At 34.8% G+C, this 23,591-nt stretch carries 12 protein-coding genes; 5 read left to right on the top strand and 7 right to left on the bottom strand.

Features of this window, described 5'->3' with window-relative positions; genetic code table 11:
- Positions 1-266: 266 nt before the first annotated feature.
- The 6 genes from DCO46_RS09935 to porU form a co-directional block, all read right to left on the bottom strand.
- Positions 267-2,114 carry a hydrolase/aminopeptidase gene (locus DCO46_RS09935; protein WP_116752405.1) on the bottom strand — a complete coding sequence of 616 codons (1,848 nt, stop codon included), beginning with the start codon at positions 2,112-2,114 and terminating at the stop codon, positions 267-269.
- A 109-nt stretch (positions 2,115-2,223) separates the two neighbouring features.
- Positions 2,224-3,891 (bottom strand): pyruvate dehydrogenase complex dihydrolipoamide acetyltransferase, encoded by a 1,668-nt coding sequence (locus tag DCO46_RS09930; RefSeq protein ID WP_116752404.1) that lies wholly within the window; start codon positions 3,889-3,891, stop codon positions 2,224-2,226.
- A 4-nt stretch (positions 3,892-3,895) separates the two neighbouring features.
- On the bottom strand, positions 3,896-4,894 hold the full coding sequence (pdhA, locus tag DCO46_RS09925) for a pyruvate dehydrogenase (acetyl-transferring) E1 component subunit alpha (protein WP_035645485.1): 999 nt from the start codon (positions 4,892-4,894) through the stop codon (positions 3,896-3,898).
- Between the two features lie 159 nt (positions 4,895-5,053).
- The gene (cdd, locus tag DCO46_RS09920; RefSeq protein ID WP_116752403.1) at positions 5,054-5,536 is read right to left on the bottom strand and encodes a cytidine deaminase; all 483 of its coding nucleotides are present in this window, start codon (positions 5,534-5,536) and stop codon (positions 5,054-5,056) included.
- Between the two features lie 75 nt (positions 5,537-5,611).
- Positions 5,612-6,811, bottom strand: coding sequence for a type IX secretion system outer membrane channel protein PorV (gene porV / locus DCO46_RS09915; RefSeq protein WP_116752402.1), 1,200 nt, complete (start codon positions 6,809-6,811; stop codon positions 5,612-5,614).
- 40 nt (positions 6,812-6,851) lie between these two features.
- Positions 6,852-10,688 (bottom strand): type IX secretion system sortase PorU, encoded by a 3,837-nt coding sequence (gene porU / locus DCO46_RS09910; RefSeq protein WP_116752401.1) that lies wholly within the window; start codon positions 10,686-10,688, stop codon positions 6,852-6,854.
- Positions 10,689-10,901: 213 nt separating this feature from the next.
- On the opposite strand from porU, the gene gldJ reads away from it, so the two are divergent.
- Both gldJ and DCO46_RS09900 read left to right on the top strand, forming a co-directional pair.
- Positions 10,902-12,587: a gliding motility lipoprotein GldJ gene (gene gldJ, locus DCO46_RS09905; RefSeq protein WP_116752400.1), complete on the top strand. Its 1,686-nt coding sequence runs from the start codon at positions 10,902-10,904 to the stop codon at positions 12,585-12,587.
- 64 nt (positions 12,588-12,651) lie between these two features.
- Complete coding sequence (locus tag DCO46_RS09900) at positions 12,652-13,935, top strand: UDP-N-acetylmuramoyl-tripeptide--D-alanyl-D-alanine ligase (protein WP_116752399.1); 1,284 nt, start codon at positions 12,652-12,654, stop codon at positions 13,933-13,935.
- Between the two features lie 48 nt (positions 13,936-13,983).
- Here DCO46_RS09900 and DCO46_RS09895 read toward each other — a convergent pair whose 3' ends face one another.
- Positions 13,984-16,863, bottom strand: a complete 2,880-nt coding sequence (locus DCO46_RS09895) for a triple tyrosine motif-containing protein (protein ID WP_116752398.1) — start codon at positions 16,861-16,863, stop codon at positions 13,984-13,986.
- Positions 16,864-17,207: 344 nt separating this feature from the next.
- Here DCO46_RS09895 and DCO46_RS09890 point away from each other — a divergent pair, with 344 nt between their 5' ends.
- The 3 genes from DCO46_RS09890 (at position 17,208) to DCO46_RS09880 (ending at position 23,521) form a co-directional block, all read left to right on the top strand.
- A complete protein-coding gene (locus tag DCO46_RS09890) occupies positions 17,208-20,330 on the top strand; it encodes a SusC/RagA family TonB-linked outer membrane protein (RefSeq protein ID WP_116752397.1) in 3,123 nt (1,040 codons plus the stop codon).
- A gap of 18 nt (positions 20,331-20,348) precedes the next feature.
- Positions 20,349-21,872, top strand: a complete 1,524-nt coding sequence (locus tag DCO46_RS09885) for a RagB/SusD family nutrient uptake outer membrane protein (protein ID WP_116752396.1) — start codon at positions 20,349-20,351, stop codon at positions 21,870-21,872.
- Positions 21,873-22,060: 188 nt separating this feature from the next.
- A complete protein-coding gene (locus tag DCO46_RS09880; RefSeq protein WP_116752395.1) occupies positions 22,061-23,521 on the top strand; it encodes a glycoside hydrolase family 30 protein in 1,461 nt (486 codons plus the stop codon).
- Positions 23,522-23,591: the final 70 nt, after the last annotated feature.

The raw sequence follows: 23,591 nt of genomic DNA, 5'->3' as shown, positions 1-23,591 counted from the left end.
ACATGGAGAATTCACGCTATGTAATGGACAATTTTCCCTCCTCTTTTCTTTTGAGTATTAAACGCAATCTTGTCATTTCGACTGAAAGGAGAAATCACACGCGGGATTCGACAAAGATTGGATTCTCATTACAGAATTTTGAGTGTGATTTACTTCGTCTGTTCGGTACCGCTAGAGTCTCGTTCCTTGGATTGACAAATAGGACTAAAAAAAACAGGTTGTCCTTGAAAGGACAACCTGTTTTTAAAATAATATTTTTGAGAAGTTTATTTCAAAACACCTTCAACAGCCTGAATTGTGGTTGCATGATAACCAGATTTAGCTTTTTCAAAGATTTGTTTTGCCCAAACTTTTCCTTCCGGGGTTTTAACCATTTCTTTATATAGCATCATTACAGATCCAGTTCTGCTGATTCCAATTAAAAATTGTTCAATCGCAGGATTTGCGGCTTTGTACTGATGACGAATTGCCTGAACAAACCACTGACGTTTGATAATGAAATTTCCGCCTTTGGTAAAGTTGAATTCATTATCGATTGCTTCTATTTCTTTTACCTTAATATCAGCCGGAAGATGATCTATAAAGTGCTGTTTTTCTGCTGTTGTCGTGATTTTTTTGCTTAAACCTGCAACACCTGTTTCTCTCCAGCTTTTTTGAATTTTATCAATAGCATCAAAATCGGCTGAACTTACTGCAGTAATGTTTGATGGAATTCCAGGTTTGTAAATCCAGTTATCTAATTGGATTTTATCCGCTAAAGCTTTATCTCCTTTAATTAGATTTTCATTCAAATATTTAACGAAATCTTCTGTTGTAATCGATTTGAAAGCATGTGAATCAAAATAGTTTTTAATGAATGGGTCAAATTTGTCGCGTCCAACCGCATTTTCAATAACTCTTAAAAAGGCATATCCTTTCACATACGGAATCATACTGATTCCGTCATCAGGGTTTCTTCCCGTAAGGCTTACCTTTAATCGGGTATCTGGATTTGTGTCACCATATTCGGCAACATTATCAACTAATTCTTTATTAGTGATGACATTCTGCATTTCAAATTCTTTCTTGCCGAAGATGGCTTCTCCGATTCTGTGTTCAACATAAGTGGTAAAACCTTCGTTTAACCAAATATCATCCCAGGTTGCATTGGTTACTAAATTTCCACTCCAGCTGTGACCTAATTCGTGTGCTAATAAACTAGTTAATGAGCGATCTCCGGCAATAACTCCCGGAGTTAAAAACGTTAAGTTTGGATTTTCCATTCCGCCATAAGGGAAACTTGGAGGTAAAACCAATACATCGTAACGTCCCCAACGATAAGGTCCGTATAATTTTTCGGCAGCAACAACCATTTTTCCTAATTCAGCAAATTCCCAGGCTGATTTTTTCAACATTGAAGGTTCTGCATAAACTCCTGTTCTGTTATCAATAGCCTGAAATTCAATATCCCCAACAGCAATCGCCATTAAATAAGACGGAATTGCTTTATCTTGTTTGAAAGTATAAACTCCGGTATCATTTTTCTTCTGTGGGTTTACAGCGCTCATTACGGCCAATAAATCTTTAGGAACTGTAACTTTTGCATTATAAGTAAAACGTACTCCCGGAGAATCCTGGCAGGGAATCCAGGTACGGGACCAAACACTTTCTCCCTGAGAAAAAACGAAAGGTTTCTTTTTGTCAGCAGTTTGCGCCGGAGTCAGCCATTGTAGCGCAACGGCATCTTTAGTTGTGCTGTAGTAAATGTTTACTTTGGTTGTATTCGGTTCGATTGTTATATGAATTGGTTTTCCGTGAAATTCAACATCTTTTCCAAGTTCAAATTTGGTTTCTTTTTCGTCGTCACCTAAAGTTACTTTGGTAATTTCAAGTGTGTTTTCGTCGAAAATAATCTCATTTCCTTTACTGATGTTATCAATTGTCCACGAAGCTTTTCCTGAAATTGTCTGTGTGTCAAAATCAACTTTAATGTCAAGATCAAGGTGTTTAACTACAGCAAGTTCTGGTTTAGAATAACTGTGTTCGTCTGTAACGCTGGTTGGTTTTTCTGTTTGGTCTTTTTTCTGGCAGGCTATTGCTGTAAGAAATAAGATTAGAAAGGTTAATTTTTTCATTTTATAAAGTATTGAATTTGAAGAGGAAAATTAAACAAAAAATCCCGTTTTGAATAAACAAAACGGGATTTAATTATAAAAAATTACCTTCTAAGCTTAGGGCAGAATGTTATGCCAACATTGTAACCGGGCTTTCGATGTATTGTTTTAATGTTTGTAAGAATTGAGCACCAGTTGCACCATCAATTGTTCTGTGGTCACAAGCTAATGATAACATCATAGTGTTTCCAACTACAATCTGACCGTTTTTAACTACTGGTTTCTCAACAATTGCACCTACAGAAAGGATAGCAGAGTTTGGCTGGTTGATAATTGAATTGAATTCAGTAATACCAAACATTCCAAGGTTAGATACTGTAAAAGTACTTCCTTCCATTTCCTGTGGTCCAAGTTTCTTGTTTTTAGCTCTTCCGGCAAGATCTCTTACTGAAGCGCCAATTTGAGATAAACTCATAGCATCTGTAAATTTCAATACAGGAACTACTAATCCGTCTTCAACCGCTACAGCAACACCAATATTTACGTGGTGGTTGATGATGATAGCATCTTCTTTCCACTGAGAATTGATTTTTGGATGTTTTTTCAATGCTAAAGCACAAGCTTTGATTACCATATCGTTGAAAGATACTTTTGTATCAGGAACAGTATTGATAGTCGTTCTTGCCTGCATGGCATCGTCCATACTTACTTCAATCACCAAGTTGTAGTGAGGAGCAGTAAATAATGATTCAGCAAGACGTTTTGCGATAATTTTACGCATTTGAGAATTTTTGATCTCTTCAGTGTAAACTTCACCGGCAGGAACAAATACTTTTGGAGCTTCTGCTTTAGCTTCATCAGCTTTAGCGGCAGGAGCAGCACTTGTTGCAGTTTGTGTACCAGGAGTAAAGTTTTCGATATCGCTTTTTACGATACGTCCGTTTTCTCCTGAACCTTTAACTTGTGATAATTGAATTCCTTTATCAGAAGCAATTTTTTTAGCTAATGGTGAAGCTAAAACTCTTCCGTTTGAATTATCAGCTACAGTTTCTGTTGTTTTTTCAGCAGCAGGCGCAGTTTTTGTTTCTTCTGCAGCAGGTCCCGAAGCTTCGGGAGCAGTTGCAGCGCCTCCGGCAGTATAGTTGTCAGCAATTCCGGAAATATCCGTTCCTGCAGGTCCGATGATAGCTAATAAGCTGTCAACAGGAGCAGTGTTTCCTTCCTGAATTCCGATATATAATAATGTTCCGGCATTGAAAGACTCAAACTCCATAGTCGCTTTGTCTGTTTCAATTTCCGCTAAGATATCGCCTTCCGCTACAGCATCACCCACTTTTTTCAACCAGGTTGCCACTGTACCTTCGGTCATTGTATCGCTCAAACGTGGCATAGTTACGACTATAACACCTTTTGGTAATTCAGTTGCCAGTCCCGAAGCTTTGGGAGCAGGAGCAGCAGTTTCAGTTTTTGCTTCAGCAGCAGGAGCATCCGCTTTTGGTCCCGAAGTTTCGGGAGCAGCAGGAGCATCACCACCGGCTAAAAGAGCAGAAATATCTTCTCCTTCTTTACCAATGATGGCTAATAATGAATCGACAGGAGCAGTTTCTCCAGCCTGAATTCCGATATGTAAAAGAGTTCCTTCGTTAAAAGATTCGAACTCCATTGTTGCTTTATCTGTTTCAATTTCAGCTAAGATATCTCCTTCACTGATTTTGTCGCCTACTTTTTTTAACCAAGTCGCTACCGTTCCTTCCGTCATAGTATCGCTCAAACGAGGCATTGTTACTTTAATCGCCATGATGTTATAGTTTATGAGGTGTAAATGGATAGTCTTCTTGTGCGTATACTACATCGTATAATTGCTGTAAGTCTGGATATGGAGATTCTTCAGCGAATTTCTGACATTCTTCAACTAAGTCTTTAACTCTTTGGTCAATTACTTCAATTTCTTCTTCTGTAGCATATTTTTGATCCAGGATTACATCAAGAACTTGTGTAATTGGGTCAATTTTTTTGTACTCTTCAACCTCTTCTTTAGAACGGTATAATTGTGCATCAGACATAGAGTGTCCTCTGTAACGGTACGTTTTCATTTCAAGGAAAGTTGGTCCGTCTCCGCGACGCGCTCTTTCGATAGCTTCGTGCATTGCTTCAGCAACTTTTACCGGATTCATTCCGTCAACAGGTCCGCAAGGCATTTCGTATCCTAAACCTAATTTCCAGATGTCTGTGTGGTTTGCAGTTCTTTCTACAGAAGTTCCCATTGCATAACCGTTGTTCTCAACGATAAATACAACTGGTAATTTCCATAACATAGCCATATTGAAAGCTTCGTGAAGAGAACCTTGTCTGGCAGCACCGTCACCAAAATAAGTCATGGTAACCCCGCCTGTGTTGAAATATTTATCAGCAAAAGCTAAACCAGCTCCTACCGGAATTTGTCCACCAACGATTCCGTGACCTCCGTAAAAACGGTGCTCTTTAGAGAAAATGTGCATAGAACCTCCCATACCTTTAGAAGTTCCGGTTGCTTTTCCTAAAAGTTCCGCCATTACATTTCTGGGATCAACTCCCATACCAATAGGCTGAACGTGGTTTCTATAAGCAGTAATCATTTTATCTTTGGTCAGATCCATAGCATGCAGAGCACCTGCTAGTACAGCCTCCTGACCATTATATAAGTGTAGAAAACCTCTAACTTTTTGTTGGATGTATAATGCTGCAAGTTTGTCTTCAAACTTTCTCCAAAGTAGCATGTCCTCATACCACTTTAAATATACCTCTTTTGTAACTTCTTTCATCTGAATTCTTTCTTTTGCTAAAGTTGTTTGTGTTATCGATTATTGTTGCCTGTAACGCAAAATAGTTTCCTCCCACAAATTTGCGCCCGAAAGGTCGGGATGCAAAAATAAGACATTAGATTTAAGAACTAAAATTTAAACGCTACTTTTTGGTTTTTTTTACAAGAACTTTTTATCAAACATAAAAGGAAGTAAATTTTTGAGGGATTCAGACTTGTAAATTTCACCAATTTCACCCATAAAATAGATTTCTATAGGGGTGTCCTGTCTGATTTCGTATTCTGCAATTGACTGACGGCAAGAGCCGCAAGGAGGAATAGGTGCTTTTGTCTGATTAGTATCTGATGCTGCAGTGATTGCCATTTTTAAAATTTTGGCTTCCGGATAAACACTCCCTGCATGAAAAATAGCTACACGTTCTGCGCATAATCCTGACGGATAAGCCGCATTTTCCTGATTAGAGCCTAAAACTATTTTTCCATTATCTAATAATAAAGCTGCTCCGACCCTAAATTGTGAATAAGGGGCATAGGCTTTTTTACGTACTTCGACTGCTTCGTTCATTAGTTCCTGAATATCTTTTGGTAATTCTTCTAATGAAGTATAGGATAAAAATGATGATGTAAAGCTTATTTCTTTCATTCTTTATAAGGGAAAAAAAATCCAAATTCCCTGAAGTAGAAATTTGGATTGTAATTATTGTTTTATTTTTTTAGTTTAGTAAACTTCGTATTTGTCGCCAAAGTTAAACGTTAAAGAAAAACGAAGCGTATTTTCTAACGGATTTTTAACTTTTGATGCTGAAAATAAATAAGAAACGTCAACTTTTACTACATTATATTTGAAACCTGCTCCAAGAGAGAAAAACTTACGGGCTCCTTTTTCAGGGCTTTCATGGAAATAACCTGCTCTAACGGCAAAGGAATCCTGATACAAATATTCCCCTCCAACACTATAAGTGATTTCTTTTAATTCTTCGCTGAAACCGCCCGGTGCATCTCCAAAAGATTTAAACATCCCGGCAACCCAACTCGTATCATTATATTTATCGTAGTTTATAGAATTTGCTTCGCCCTGAGTAATGTCTTCAGGGTCATTAAAGTCTCCGTCTCCATTTGTGTCAACAGGTGTTCCGGGTCCAGGAGGGGTTGGAACCATAAGTTTTGAGAATTCAACACTAACGCTTACTTTGTTGTAATCGTCAAGTATAAAATCGAATCCTCCCCCTAATCTTAAGTTAGCCGGCAAAAAGTTGGCACTGATTTCGTCATTGTCATAGCTTATTTTTCGTCCCATATTTTGCAAGTTAAAACCTCCTCTCCATCTTCCGTTGAAGCTGTTATATGCAATTTCTTCTGATTGAAAAAATCCAGCAACGTCTATTGCAAAAGTGCTTGCCGCTGATGCATCAACATCCTCTGATGCAATTTTTAAATTAGACCTTATATATCTTGCACCAATTGCCATAGAGAATTTATCACTCAGTTTTAATGAGTACGAACCATCTAAGGCGAATTCGTTTGGAGAAACAACATTTGGGGTGTCATTAGGGTCTTTTCTTAATTCAATGTCACCAAATCCGAAAAAACGTAAACTTCCTGCAAACGCACTCCTTTCGTTGAACCTGTTGTAATAAGTTGCCTGGCCAAGAGAAATATCATTGGCTAAATCTGTTAAATAAGGAGTATAGCTTACAGAAAAACCCTGTTTGTCAACAGAAAAAGCATATTTTGCCGGATTCCACTGTTGTGAAAAAGCGTCTGCTGAAGTTGCAACTCCCTGATCTGCCATACCAGCTGCTCGTGCATCTGCTGCGACTAATAAAAAGGGAACTCCGGTTGTAATTGGAACAATGTCTTGTGCTTTTGCGACTGAGATTACTAAAAAACAAATTAATAGGAGCGATATTTTTTTCATTTATGGGGCTAAATATGTTATGGTAAAAATATATATATTATTATAAGATAACAAGTTTTTCGTATTTTTCTGCTTTTTTATTTGTTAAATTAGATTTAACTGTAAGTTTATAGATATAAACTCCTTTGCCAATACGGTCTCCAAAATCATCTCTCCCGTCCCATGTTATTTCTCTCGACAAAAATCCCTCTGTTGTAATAATCTGGTTTTTTGTCCAGACTACTTTTCCTGTAATTGTCATTACCTGAACCTGAACATCTAAAGGTTCATAAGGCCTGTTGTGCGAAAACCAAAATTGAGTATAGGTTGAAAATGGATTCGGATAATTGAGAACGTGCGACAGAGTCAGGGATTCATCTCCCACAACTATAAATTGTATCTCGCTTGTTACGGGATTATTATAAACATCCCACGCTGTAAAACTTATAGTATGCAACCCTGCTTCTAAATTTCTTAACGGGAAACGTAAGTTTCCATTTGTGTAATCGTCTAATTTAGTCTGATAGTAATCATTTAAAATATAAGGATTACTAACATCGCCATCTAAGACAGCAACGATATCATGACCGATCCCGCTAGCTGTATTTATACCATTTTCATCTTCCAAAAAAGCCAATAAGAAAGGGGAACTATTTGTAATTCCTCCGGAAACAAATGTTTCGTCGTTCATATATAACTTCACTTTTGGATTTATATTGTCCTGAGGGGCATTTTCATTTATACCTCCTATTTTAATAGTTGTATTGTAGCCGGATTGGTTTTCAAGAGCTCCTTCTTTTTTGGAATAAAAACTAATTTTTCCGTTGTCAACAGGAATGCGGATATCTCTTGGTACAACAAAACTGAATTCAAATTGCCCGTTTTTCACAGAAGCATTTCCTCTGAAGATTGTCTCACCAAGGGTTTTGAATGACATTGCAGGGCTATAACCATCATTGTTTAAAGTGGTAGCGGTGATTATTTTATCGAAAATAGAAGTTGATAATTCGCCAGTATAATTGCTTAAAAGCGTATTGTTTTCATCTGTGATCTCACCAGTTATTTTAATTTTTGCCAACGATTTAAAATCAGGAACAGGTTGCGAAATAACAACATCGTTAACTTTTGTTAAATTAATTCGGGGTTTTGGAATGGCTAACATCAATGCAGGATCTCCTATGTAAAAAACAACGTTACTGGCAGAACTCGGACTTTCATTTTTTGAAATACGTAATGCTTCGGCAATAGAAGTGTATTGATTGCTTCCGTATGCAAGTAAATTTTTGCTCAGGCTGTCATTAAAGTTTTCGGCATTAAATTGTCCTATTTCACGTATGGTTGTAAGCATTGAGATGGCGCCGCCTTTTGGATTCCAAAAAGTATATTCGCCGGCAGTTGGTCTCGTGGGATCGTCAAAGCGTGAAAATTCGCAGGTTATGGTTATAAATAAAGGATATTTGTATTGGTTGCTTAGGTTTTGCCCGTCCGATTTTTCCCAAATTCGCTCGCTTGCCAGGCCATCTTCTCCTCCGTGGCCTAAATAATTAAATACTAAGGCGCCTTTTTCAAAAGCATTAAAAATATCGGTTCTTGCCTTTGGATATCTGGCTCCACCCGCAGACGCTTCCTGAGTGTAAGAGTCAAGAAATATTTTTTCGATATTAAAAAACGGTTTTTCTGTTGTTATAAGGTCTGCTAATATATTTTGTCTTGACTGTAAACTTGCATCCGAACTTTGATCTGCATCATCGCTAATTAAAACAACATTATTTCGCCAGTTTCCATAAGATTTTGAATTATGATATTCCAAAACTTTATTGACCATTTCCTGAGCCTGGGAATTATCAGAAACCAACATTCGCCCTACGGCAATGTCAATTCCTTTGGCGTATGATGTCAAATTTCCTTCGTCAGAATCCATCAGTCCATAAAAATCATCAGAAGCAAAAGATCCTTCTCCAACGGTGTTGCTTATTAAGGACTGATATGTTGGTACAATATTATTGTTGTTCTGGATGCGGTCTTTATAATCATAAGAAGCATCGCCAAACAGATTTATATATTTTAGTCTTTTTTCTGGTGAAGAGGCGTTGTCATAAATATATCTAATACAGTTTCTGATTGCGGCAATATCCTGTTTTCCTGATGAAAATTCCTGATAGATGTTTTCCAGTGTGATGACTTTTACATTCAGATTCGAATTGGTTCGGTGAAAACTGGCCAGGCTTTCAGCCTGAGAGGCTAAACTTTTTGGGGTAATAATTACATAATCAATATCCTGAAATGTGTTTTGATTATTTTTAAAAAGAGTTCCTTTTAGATTTTGGTTGACAATTTTAGACTGACTATCTTTTAAAGGAGTAAAATAATCGGCAGGGTCAATTGCAATGTATTTTCTTATTTCTCCTAGTGTAGCTTTGAAGCTAAAACTTGCCTGATTGGCGTTTTCAACTTTTGATACATTATATAGGTCTGTAATATCCCATATTTGAGAAATTCCGGATGCATTGCCAATGGTATAATTTACTGTTCCGGCAGTTGAACCGGCTAAGTCATATTGGAATCTGAATTGTTTTCCTGTTCCCAGTAGTTTTCTTTTAGCAATTAGATTAATGTAATCAAGGTATCCTTTTGACCCCGGAACTCCATTATTATTATACGTGAGTTTGATTTTTATATTTTCTGCGCCGGTAAATGTGGTGTTTGCAGGTAGTTTTTTTGAGTCAAATTTTACGCTGGAGTTGGATATTAAGGACTGGAAATTTAATGTTCCGATGGTTTGTCCATTAGAAGAGACTAAAAATGAAGTAGGAGTAAAGGCTGCTGAAATTGCGTTTAATTCAATTTTTACAGGAACTGAGGTGTCAAGATTTTGAAAATTAAAGTCAAATTCTTGTTCTTCATTAATATCAAATGCTTCCCCAAACCATTGTCTTCCGGTGTGAGCAATATTTATTTTGTCAATTTCATGATGCTGATAGTCGTCGTAAGTGTTTAACTCCAGAGTGCTGTTGTTTGTTGGCTGGTTTAGGACTGGAATTCGTTTTCCGTCTCCGCCGGTAACCGTAATATAATAGTAAGACTTGCTGTCAAATACATTTATGTTGGTTTGGCTTTCTGTGTTCCAGTTATCAATTCCTTCGGCATAAAACAGAATGTAGTCGTCATTGTCAAAAACACCGTCATTTTCACCGGCAATCTGAATGGCATTTTCAGTTAAATCATCCGGATAATAGATACTGTTTGCAAGAGGAAGCATTTTTCCTCCGTTTCCATATATTTTGATTCTTCTTGGGTCAGCTTTCCCCGGATCGAATCCAATACTTTGCAAAAATGATTTCGAAATTTTATAAACGCCTGATTTTTCGATATAAAACCGATACCAATCACCGGAAGCCAGAACAGAATTATAAATAGCGCCTGATTTTTGATAAACGGAAGAATTATTGCTTTTTGATGTGTTATTGTTAATGGAATAGGAAAATGATTTTATACGTTTATAGCTGTTTCCTTCCTTAATAATGGGATCAAGAGAAATATAAGCCTGCTTTTTATCTCTTGCCGAAGCAATTTTTAACGTTTCATTTGGTTTATTAGGGATGTTTTCCAGATTTAGATCCCCTAATTCGTTAATTGAAATTGTTTCATATAAAATGTTTGTCAGCAGCAGAAAACTGCCGCCCGTATAGTTCGATTCGCCTGGGTTAAGCAGTAAACTTATGCTTTTTTTGGTAGTATCAAACCGAAAAGTGCTTCCGGAAAAATAGGGAATGACAATTTTATGGTCGCCAAAAGCCATCTCTTTTTTGCTTTGCCAATCCAGCGTCAGAGTGCCATTTATCTGGGAAAATGAAGCGAAAGGGATTAAAAACAGATATAGAAATAGGGCTTGTTTCATAGGCTTAAAAAACGAAATTATTTTTAAATTATTTTAGTAAGTAAAAATATAGTATTTCATGTTATAGTAAATAATAAAAAGTATATTTTTGCGTTCGTAACTATAGGTTATTTTCTGGTAAAAAACAGCTAAATAAAATTATTAGAACGGATGTTGCTAATTAAATGTTAATTGTTATATTGCAGCACCTAAATTTATCACCTAAGAATGAGTATGAAAGTAAACAAAATTGTAGTCTTGCAATTAATGATGTCAATGGTATTGATGTTGGGCACGGCTAGTTGTAGCAAAAAATCGAGTTCCTCTCACGCTTCAAGAGCAACTGGTTGGGATGTAGACAGTCAGAATGGAACTTCTGCTAGAAATGCAGGGAAAAAACAACAGGCCGGACCTGGTTTAGTTTTTGTTGAAGGAGGTACGTTTACTATGGGTAAAGTACAGGATGATGTTATGCATGATTGGAATAACACTCCAACTCAACAACACGTTCAATCTTTCTACATGGATGAAACTGAAGTTACTAATGGTATGTATCTTGAATACCTGGAGTGGTTAAAGAAAGTTTTTCCTCCAACAGAAGAAAACTACAAAAATATATATGAAGGAGCATCTCCTGATACACTTGTATGGAGAAATCGTTTAGGATATAACGAAACGATGACTAATAATTATTTAAGACACCCATCTTATGCTAACTATCCTGTAGTTGGTGTTAACTGGATTCAGGCAGTTGAATTTAGTAAATGGAGAACAGATCGTGTAAACGAGGCTGTTCTTGAAAAAGAAGGGTATATTAAAAAAGGTGCTAAAACACAAGATGTAAGTGCTGAAAGTTTATTTAATACAGAAGCTTACCTTGCTTCTCCATCTACTTCTTACGGAGGTAGTGAAGATATTGTATTAAAGAAAAATCCAAACGGAAGAAGACCTAAAGCGGGTAAAGACGGTGTAGTACCTGATGCAAAAAATGTTTATGCACAACGTTCTTCTGGTGTAATTTTACCTGAATACAGACTTCCTACTGAAGCAGAATGGGAATATGCAGCTGCTGCAGATGTTGGACAAAGAGAATACAATATATATAAAGGACAAAAGAAATACCCTTGGTCCGGAGATTATACACGTTCATCTAAACGTAAAAACAAAGGAGATCAATTGGCTAACTTTAAACAAGGAAATGGTGATTACGGTGGAATTGCTGGTTGGTCAGATGATGGTGCAGATATTACAAATGCTGTAAAAAGTTACGCTCCAAATGATTTCGGATTGTATGATATGGCAGGTAACGTTGCAGAATGGGTAGCGGATGTTTACAGACCTATAATCGATAATGAAGCTAACGATTTTAACTACTATAGAGGAAATCAATACGCTAAAAATAAAATTGGTAAAGACGGTAAACTTGAAATCATCACTAAAGAGAATATCAAATATGATACTTTAAGTAACGGTAAAGTTGTAGCAAGAAACCTTCCGGGTGAAATTGCTCAGGTTCCAGTTGATGAGCAAGAAACTTATTTGAGAACAAACTTCAGTACAAGCGACAATATCAACTATAGAGATGGTGATAAACAATCATCTAAATATTTTGACTTTGGAGATTCTGAATCCGGAGCAAAAGCGGATCAAAATATGTACAACGCTCCTAAACATAATATCACTACTGATAGTTTAGGTAAAATGGTTAGAAAATATGATAACTCTAGTAAACGTACAACTTTAATCGATGATAACGTAAGAGTTTACAAAGGAGGTTCTTGGAGAGACAGAGCTTACTGGTTAGATCCGGCTCAAAGAAGATATTTCCCTCAGGATATGGCAACTGACTACATAGGATTTAGATGCGCTATGTCTAGAGTAGGTGCTAAAACCGAAAGAAAAAAATCGCCTAGAAACTAAAAAATATATTTAATTGCAATAAAAGCCCTTTAGTTAGGGCTTTTATTTTTTAAAAAAGTTAATGATGAATATTCAGGACATTCATACTCGGTTTTTAAAATGCAAATCTGTTTCAATTGATACCCGAAAAATTGAAGCAAATTCTATGTTTTTCGCTATTAAGGGTGAAAACTTTGACGCCAATACTTTCGCTCAGCAAGCACTTGATTTGGGAGCTTTATTCGTCGTTATTGACAATCAGTCTTACTTCATTGATGAAAGAACTATACTGGTTGAGAATAGTCTTGAAACATTGCAGGAATTAGCAAAATTTCACCGTTCCTATTTGAAACTCCCTATTATTGCCTTAACCGGAAGTAACGGTAAAACAACTACAAAAGAGCTTATCAATGTAGTTTTGTCTAAAAAATTTAATGCCAAAGCAACAATTGGTAATTTAAACAATCATATTGGAGTTCCTCTAACTTTGCTATCTTTTACTAAAGAAACTGAAATTGGGATTGTTGAAATGGGAGCTAACCATAAAAAAGAAATTGAATTTTTGTGTGAAATTGCCCAGCCGGATTATGGTTATATTACAAATTTTGGTAAAGCACATTTAGAAGGTTTTGGTGGGGTTGAAGGTGTAATTGAAGGTAAAAGCGAAATGTACCAATATCTTTTAAAGAATGGAAAAACAGCTTTTGTAAATCTCGAAGATCCTATTCAGATTGAAAAATCTAACAAAATAAAATCTTTTACCTTCGGGATTCAAAAAGACCAGGCAGACCTTAAAATTTTAAATATACAGGCAAATCCTTTTGTTGTTATTGATTATAGCAATTTTAGCGTGAAATCAAATTTGATCGGACTCTATAATTCAAATAATATTAATGCCGCAGTAGCTATCGGAACGTATTTTAACGTTGATAATATTGAAATAAAAGCTGCAATTGAAGGATATACTCCGGAAAACAACAGATCGCAATTATTGCAAAAAGGTTCCAATCAGATTATATTAGATGCTTATAATGCAAATCCGAGTAGTATGGCGGTAGCAATTGCAAATTTTATACAATTGGATAATCTCAATAAAGTAATGATTTTAGGCGATATGTTTGAGCTTGGGAATGAAAGCAAACAGGAACATAAAATTATCACTGATTCTGTTTTAAATCAAAGCGAATCGGCTTGTTATTTAATAGGTAAAGCTTTTTATGAACATAAAGTTTCAAATGATAATGTTCATTTTTTTGAAACTTTTGATGCATTTGCAGACCATTTAAAGACTATTAAATTTAATGAAAATACAATCCTTATAAAGGGATCCAGAGGAATGGCACTGGAACGTACTTTAGATTATATTTAATAGTAAAAAAGTAAAAAGGCCATCAATTTGATGGCCTTTTTGTTTACACTATACACTCATTAAAAATCCGATAAGATTCTCTTTTTTATTTAAGCCAAGTTTTTTTCTTAGCCGGTATCTTGCTAGTTCTACACCACCTGTTGAGATATTCATAATTTCTGCAATTTCTTTTGTAGACATGTTCATTAATAGGTAAGTCGACAAATCGAGCTCACGGGGTGATATTGTTGGATATTTTTCTTTTAATCTTTTTAAAAATTCAAAATGTACGTTTTTGATATGTTTTTCGAGATCTTTCCAGCTTTTATCCGTGTTGACTTCTTTGACGATACTTTTATGTAATTTATTGAATTCAAATTTTGTCGAATCGTCCAGTGTATTAGCGTCTATATCTTTAATCTTTTGGATTATACCGTTTAATACCTTATTTTTCTTTACAACCTGAAGTGAATTGCTGACCAGTTCTTTATCTTTTGCTAGGATTTTGATTTGAAGTTTGTCGCTCTTCAGTCTTTCGATTTCTTTTTCCAATTCGTGCTGCTCATGCCTTATTTTTGATTCTTTTTCAAGATATAATCTTCTTTGTTCTATAGTTTCATAATATTTGTTCTTTCTGATTTTTAACTTTACTCTTGTAGAAGTAATGTATATAGCACCAAGAAAAAAGAGAGAATAGGTTAAGTAAGCTAAAAAATGGCGGTACCAGGGAGGTGAAATCGTAAAATTTATTTCCTCAATTTTGGACTCAATGCCATAACTGTTTTTAGCTTTGATTTTCATTTTATAATTTCCTTCTCTCAGGTTTGTATATTCTTTAGTCGAGACCGTTGACCAGCTGCGCCAGTTATCTTCAAACGGTTCTAATTTATATGAATAGGTTACGTTCTCCTGATTTTCAAATGTAGGTGATGAAAAAGTAAATTTAACGTGGTTTGACTTGTAAGGTATGCTAAGATCGGTTAAAGGGTTTTCAAGATTTCCTGTAATTATAGTGTCGGTGGACGAAGAAAAACTTTCAAAAAAAACACTGGGTTTTGTGATAAACTTGTTTGATATTTTAGAATCATAATGAGCTAACCCGTCTGTTAATCCGATAAAAATATTGCCGGGATCAATGGTATTGACTGAAATGTAATTATCAACCAGGTTTCCGGTTAAATTTGAAAATGGGGCTTCTTTACGATAGTATTTCCCTGTGGAAGTTTTTACTAAAACACCTAGAGTTTCATTGTAAGAGTACCATAAATTATTGTCGCTGTCTTCTATTAAAGTATTTATGTCCGGTATGCCTTTAAACAAGGCTGTAATTTTTTTGTCTTCAAAAAAATCTTCCTGTTCATTACTGTATCTGTAAAAATGATTTTTGGTCTGAAAGTAAACTTTATTGTTAATAGATTGTATGCTCCCGATTTGATTGTTTAAATTAGAAATACGCAAATGTTTTTTTATAGACTCAAATCTTTTTAGATCATCTGATAATTTCATCTGATATAGATACGGATCCTTCTTTAGCCACAGATAATTATTATCAAGTTCTATTTCAAAAGTGTTGGTTGTTTCATCAAATCCAATTACCTGATTGACATACTCGATTGAATTACCTGATTTTTTGAATATTGAAAAACCGTTATAACTTTCTCCTATTATATAGTCCGGATGATTTGGAATCGATTTAAAACCAAAATATCCTTTACTGTCCAGGGTTTTTAAAACCCTGTTCTGATCGATTAGCAGAGCACCACTATTACTGGCGCATAATAACGTATTGTTTATGACCTGAATATTCCACGCTTGTGCAATAGTTCCTTCGACACGGTTGAAAACTTCATCTTTAAAAGGAGCTGTCCAGGAATGATAGAATAATCCCTGATTGGTTGCTACATATAATTTGTTATTAAAAATAACCGAAGCGTAGACTGTACCAATATTATAGCTGTAATCAAAAAAGGTAAAAGGGGAGTTTTCATTTATAAAAGTAATTCCGTTATCCAGTCCCAGCCACAAATTGTTTTTATTATCAACAAATGAAGTAAGTATGGTGTTGTTTTGTAGCCCTTTTTGTCGATTTAAATGCTGAATTATTTTTCCGTTCAGATCACATATTATTACGCCATTAAGAACAGAGTTCAGAACAATAAATTTGTTTTTTATAATAGACCCGCCAAGTGATGTGTTTTTTTTAATAAAAGAGTTTGCTTCTGTCTCCCACGGTACGACAGTATTGTAGTCATAAACAAAAAGGCCTTTTTCTAGTGTTGCCAAAAGAAGTTTGTTATTTGGTAACGGAAACATTGCCCAGATTTCTTTGTCGTTTAAAGAAGTAGTTCCCTTTAAAGCAGTTAACTTTTGATTTTTGTATTCTAAAATTCCTAAAGCTTTGTCCTGAAAATATAAATGTTCATTTATAATAAAAGAAAATTGAAATTTCGTTGGGGCATTTATAACGCGTAGTTTGTTGTTTTTATAAAAAAACACTTTTGTAAAAGACTGGAAAATAATTTCACCTTTATATATATGTATTCTCCAAATCAGGTTTATATTTTTAGTATCATTTTTACTAATCAGATTAGAAAGAGAATGGTATTTAAGACGCCCTTTTTCGTCACTTTTAAAAAAACCTAACTCATTATTTCCTCCAACAAAGATTCGGCCTGAACTATCAATTTTTAAACTTCTTATGGCGGTGTTATTTGGCAAAGCATATTTTGTCCAGGTTGAACCGTCAAACTGTATTAGGCCACTATTGTTTGCGAAGTAAACATTTCCGTTTTTATCCTGATCAATATTCCAATTTTGAGTCCCTCCTTTATAATCGGATCGTTTATAATTTTTAATTGCAGGCAATCCTAAGTTTTTTACCTGTGAAAAAGTAGTAAACGGAAGAACTAACAGTATAAAAAGCGAAATATATCTCTTTATGAATTTCATAATTTTAAATCGGTATTTTTATTAGTTATGTTTTATAATCCGCTTTTTTTGTAATTGTTACGCTTTTAAAATTGTTTATTTTAAGCAGAAAAAGCATGAAAAGCGAAAATAATTCATTTTATGTAAATGTAGTGTTTATTTTATTTAGTTAACAATTCTATAACAATATAAAATAAATTTTAAATATTTGTAAATCAGTTTTTTAAAAAATATTTGATGTGTTTTTGTAATGTAAGTATTTATATCTTGATGTGTTTTTGTAAGGAAATTTTATTACCAATAGTAAAAATTTAACTTTATTATTGCATCAAATTACTAATTAATTAACCAAAATTTTTAGAAAAATGAAATTAACAAAATTACTTATTTTTTGTTTTTCATCTCTATTGTTTTCAGTTATCGCAATGGCACAGGATGTTACGGTAAATGGAATTATAAATGATGAAAGTGGATTACCCGTCCCAGGGGCAACAATCTCAATTAAAGGTTCGAACAAGGCAACTGCATCTGACTTTGATGGAAAATTTCAAATCAGCGCACCTTCAAATGCAACTTTAACAGTTAGTTTTGTAGGTTACAATACAGTACAGGAACCTGTAAACGGAAGGACTAAAATTGAAATTTCATTGAAGGCAGAATCTCAAAACTTAAATGAGGTTGTGGTAGTCGGTTACGGTACACAAAAGAAAAGTGTAGTAACAGGTGCAATATCTAGTGTAAAAGCAAAAGCGTTAGAGAATCTTCCTGTTACAAGGATAGAACAATCTTTGCAAGGTAGGGTTTCGGGTGTTTCTATTGCAGCTAACGCCGGACAACCAGGATCTGCATCGACAATTCGTATCCGTGGTTTTACTACTCTTAATAATAATGATCCTTTATGGGTTGTTGATGGAGTAATCATAGATAACGGAGGTATAGGTTACCTAAATCAATCTGATATTGAATCTATCGAGGTATTAAAAGATGGTGCTTCAGGAGCTATTTACGGTTCCCGTGCAGCTGCAGGGGTTATCTTAGTAACGACTAAGAAAGGTAAATCTGGTGGAATCTCAGTTAACTACACTGGTTATGCAGGGACATCACAAGCGTCTAATAAAATAGATTTGCTTAATGCTTCTCAGTATGTAACAATCATGAATGAAGCATACACAAACGGAGGTAAACCAGCACCTTATTCAACTGCAACAAACTACGGAAAAGGAACAAACTGGCAGGATGCTATCTTTAATGATCATGCACAACGCTACTCTCACGAATTAAGTTTTAGTGGAGGAAATGAAAATTCTACATTTTACATGTCTTTTGGTTTATTAGACCAGGAAGGAATTGTAACAACTGATATTTCTCACTACACTAGAAAAAATATTCGTTTAAATTCAAATCACAAGATTGGAAAATACATTAAAGTTGGTCAGACTTTAGGATATTCTAATGAAAAAACAATTGGTATTGGTAATACAAATGACGAATTTGGTGGACCATTGGCATCTGCGATCAACTTAGATCCATTGACTCCAATTATTGAAACAAATCCAAATCAGCCAATTTACCAAAACAATCCAAATGCACTTAGAGATGCTAATGGAAATTACTATGGTATTTCTACTATCGTTACTCAGGAAAATACAAATCCACTAGCTTATACTCAAACTCGATTAGGTAATAATGATTTTGCAGATAATTTCGTAGGAAATATTTTTGTTGAAGCTGAACTTTTACCAGGTTTAAAATTTAAATCTGCTGCGGGTGGTAAATTAGCATTCTATGGTTCAGATAATTTTACTCCGGTATTTTTCTTAAATGGAGCTACAAAAAGAGAGAAAAACGAATTATTCAGATCATACAAAAAGTCATTCAGCTGGAACTGGGAAAACACTTTGAATTATTCCAAAAAGTTTGGTGACCATAATTTTAGTGCTTTAATAGGTAAAGGTACTTATGTTGATAATATTACTTCTGGTAACGATGTTACTTATCAGGGAGTTCCTGCAACAACACATGCTGACGCCTCATTTAATGTTGAGATCCCTATCGCTGATAAAATTGCTAATGCATATGATTCTCAGGCATACGAGCACAGAGTTGAGTCTTTGTTTGGAAGGTTAAATTATGATTACAAAGAAAAATACATTTTTACAGGTATTATTCGTCGTGACGGATCTACTAGATTCGGTCCAAATCATAAATACGGAACTTTCCCTTCAGTATCTTTAGGATGGGTTCCATCTAAAGAAGGTTTTTGGAAGGATAATAATGTTGTAAGCAATTTAAAAATTAGAGGAGGTTATGGTGTAACTGGTAATGACTCTTCTCCAGAATTTTTATTTATCTCAACAGTAGGTATTAAAAGAAATTATACAATTGGAGGAACACCAACTCCAGGACAAAGTCCAAATGCGATTCCTAATCCTGATTTGAAATGGGAAGAGACAAAACAAGCTAATATTGGTTTTGAAACAACATTATTCCAGGACTTTAATTTAAGTTTCGATTTATTCAATAAAAAGACAGAAGGTATTATTATGCCAGTGCCAAATCCAGGATATGTTGGAGCAACTGGAGATACGTATGCCAATTTAGCCAGTATGGAGAATAAAGGGTTTGATATTGAATTAGGATACAGAAAAAAAATAGGTGAATTAAACCTTTCTGTAAATGGTAATTTCTCTTACATCAAAAATGAAATCACATACATCGATGAAGGAACTAAATTTATTGCAGGAGATGAAACAGTACAGTCAAGTTCTTATGAAATTAACAGAACTCAGGTTGGTCAGGCTTACAACTCATTTTACGGATTCAGAACAAACGGTGTTTTTCAATCTCAGGCAGAAATTGATGCTTACAGAAATTCAGGAGGTACTGTAATACAGCCTAATGCCAAACCAGGAGATTTCCGTTGGAAAGACTTAAATGATGATGGTGTTATTGATGGAAATGATAGAGATTTCTTAGGAACTTCTTTACCTAAATTTACTTATGGATTTACATTAAATCTTGACTATAAAGGATTTGACTTGTTAGTGTTTGGTCAAGGTGCAGGTGGAAACAAAATTTACCAGGGATTAAGAAGATTAGATATCATAAATGCAAATTACCAAACTGACGTTTTGGGTCGTTGGACAGGACCGGGATCAACAAACAGTTATCCTAGAGTTACTGTAGACGATACAAACAAAAACTTTAGTAATCCATCTGATTTTAATTTAGAAAAAGGAGATTTCTTTAGATTCAAAACAATTCAACTTGGATATTCATTTCCAAAAGAATGGATTCAATCTATTTCATTGCAAAAAGTTAGATTATATGTAACCGGAGAAAATTTATTCACAATCACAAAATATAGTGGTTTTGATCCGGAAATTGGAGGACCTACTGCCGCTGGCATGGACAATGTACAAGGTGTTGACAGAGGATATTATCCTCAGGCAAAATCATACATGTTAGGAGTTAATTTGCAATTTTAATCAAAAAAATAAAATATTATGAAACTTATAAGTTTTAAACAGTCGTTCATCGCGTTAGGAGTGTTAGTGACACTAGGATCGTGTGATACCGATGAAAAATTAGACGTAAACGGAAATGGAGTTGTATTTGAGCAGGATTTTTACAGAAACGAAACAGAAGCCTATTCAGGTTTAGTTGCTGCTTATGATAAGGTAGGGAAATTTGCAGGATCAATGGAAACTGCACCATTGTTATTTTTAAATTCGGCATCAGATGATTTTTATGCCGGAGGTGGAAATTCAGGTGACCAGCCAGGTCTTCAGGTTGCATCTAATTATACAGTAAGCCCAAGTAATATTCCGCCTGCAATCTGGGCAAACTATTACCAAGGTGTTTTCAGATGTAATGTGATGATTCAAAAACTTCCTGCAGTACCAATGGATGCTGCTAAAAAAGCAAGATTCATGGCGGAAGTAAAAGCATTACGTGCTTATTATTATTTTGATATTGTAAGAATGTTCAGAAATGTTCCTTTAATATTAGCACCACTTACTAAAGAGGAGGTTCACAATGTTTTACAAGTAAAACCTGAAGAGGTATATGTACAAATCGAAAAAGATCTAAATGAGGCTATAGGAGATTTACCAATTACTCTTACATCAAATGAATCAGGACGTTTTACAAGAGGTGCAGCAACAGCACTTTTAGGAAAAGTGTACTTATATGATAACAAAAAAGCTGAAGCCGCTGTTCAATTAGAAAAAGTAAATGGAACTCCTGGAGGGACAAGTAGTTTTGGTTATAAATTGATGCCGACTTTTGCTTCACTATGGAATCATGCTAATAAATTTAACACAGAATCTATTTTTGAAATTGCTTATTCTGATAAATCGAATGCAGACTGGGGTAATTTTGAAACAGGAAATGATGAAGGAAATGTAGCTTCTCAATTAATGGGAGTAAGAGATTATGCCAGAACTGCGACAGGAGTTGCTGCAGGTTTACCTGATTATATTAATGGATGGGGTTTTATGGTTGTTACTACAGATTTGGCAAATGCTTTAAAAAATGACCCTCGTTTTGCATCAACTATATTTGATGCTAATGCAGAGAAAGCTGCAGGACGTATCACTTTTACAGATAGTTACAATGAAACAGGATATCATTTTATAAAATATGCAGCCGTAAATAAAGATATTACAGCAACAAATCCTTTTTTAAATTTTGCTATCAATACTTATGTAATTCGTTTGGCTGATACTTATTTGTTAGAAGCAGAAGCTTTAGGTGGTACAGGTATAAGAGCTCAGGCACTTCTTGATGCTGTTAGAGGAAGAGTTGGATTATTACCTGTTCCTGTGTCACTAGATGCTATTTATGCTGAAAGAAGACTGGAACTTGCAGGAGAAGGACACCGTTGGTATGATTTAGTTAGAACAGGTCAGGCAGCTGCTAAACTTGCTTTTAAAGGATTTACACCAATTAAAAATGAAGCTTTCCCAATTCCATATAGTGAATTTAATAACACTCTAATGGAACAAAATACAGGATACCCACAATAAAACATAGAGTTGATAATAAAAAACAGCTGTTTCTTGCAGCTGTTTTAAAACAACTTTTACAATAAGTTAAGTTTAAGTTTGGTTGTCAATAGCCCATAATCATTATGAGTATGGGCTATTTTTAAATCAGGACGGACATGATTTGACTAAGAATTTCATCAAAGTCTTCAATTATTAAAACATACTCAATGAAAAAAATTGGCTTTATTATTACTTGTTTATGTTTCTCTTTATCTGTTTTTCCACAACAGAAAAACCAAAAACAACAACAAAAGTTTACCACCACCAATAAAAAAATTACTGTTTATACTACAGCAGCAAATACAGAATTAAGGTTAACCCCTACAGATAATTTAAGTTTTACAGCATCAAAACAACCAATAGAAACAGAAATTTCTGTTTTTGTAGAACCAGCTAAAAGATTTCAAAACTTTTTGGGTATAGGCGGTGCAATTACAGATGCAAGTGCCGAGATTTTTGCTAAATTATCAAAAGAAAAACAAACGGAATTTTTAAATGCTTATTACGATACGCAAAAAGGAATTGGATATTCATTGCTAAGAACAACTATTCAGAGTTCTGATTTTAGCAGCGGAAGCTATTCTTATATCGAAGAAGGCGATAAAGATCTCAAAACGTTTTCGATTGAGCATGACCGCAAATATCGTATTCCGATGATTAAGGAAGCTATCAAGACAGCGGGAGGAAAAATTATTACTTATGCAACGCCATGGTCTCCAAATGCTTTTATGAAAAGCAATAAAGATGTATTAAAAGGCGGAAAATTATTGCCGGAATTTTTTCAGCCATGGGCTAATTTTTATGCAAAATTTATAAAAGCGTATAACAAAGAAGGAATTCCAATTTGGGCAACATCAGTTCAAAATGAGCCAATGGCAACCCAAACATGGGAATCTTGTTTGTATACTGCAGAAGAAGAAAGAGACTTTTTGAAGAATTTCCTTGGACCAACATTAAAAAAAGAAGGACTTGGAAATGTTAAAATAATTGCGTGGGATCACAACCGCGATTTGATGGTACAAAGAGCCAATGTAATTTTCTCAGATCCTGAAGCTTCAAAGTATGTTTGGGGATTAGGATTTCACTGGTACGAAACCTGGACTGGTGCTCAGCCCATGTTTGACAATGTAGCCAGAGTTCATGAAGCATACCCGGACAAAAAATTAATTTTTACGGAAGGCTGTGTTGAAAAATTTGATGCGGCAAAATATCAGTTCTGGCCAAATGCCGAAAGATATGGTTTGTCTATGATTAATGATTTTAATAACGGAACTGTTGGCTGGACAGACTGGAATATACTTCTGGACCAATTTGGAGGACCAAACCATGTAGGTAATTTTTGTTTTGCACCCATTCATGCAGATACAATAACAGGTGGTTTAATCTATACACCATCCTATTATTACATTGGTCATTTTTCAAAATTTATTCGTCCAAATGCAGTACGTGTAAGCACATCAGTAAGCCGTAGTTATTTGTCAAGTACTTCTTTTTTAAATACTGACGGTAAAATGGCGACTGTAATTATGAATAATACAGATAATGAAATTACCTATAACTTTATTATTGCTACAGAAAAAACAATTGTAAAGATTCCTGCGCATGCAATACAAACACTTGTGTATTAATATTTTGTGAGTTAGTAAGAGGGTTAATATGAGTATTCATTTTAGCCCTCACTTTTTTAAATAAAGTTAA

This window comes from Flavobacterium sp. HTF, from assembly GCF_003105115.1.
GTDB lineage: Bacteria > Bacteroidota > Bacteroidia > Flavobacteriales > Flavobacteriaceae > Flavobacterium.
The sequence above is the reverse complement of the archived record's forward strand: the minus strand, read 5'-3'. Positions and strand labels throughout refer to the sequence as shown.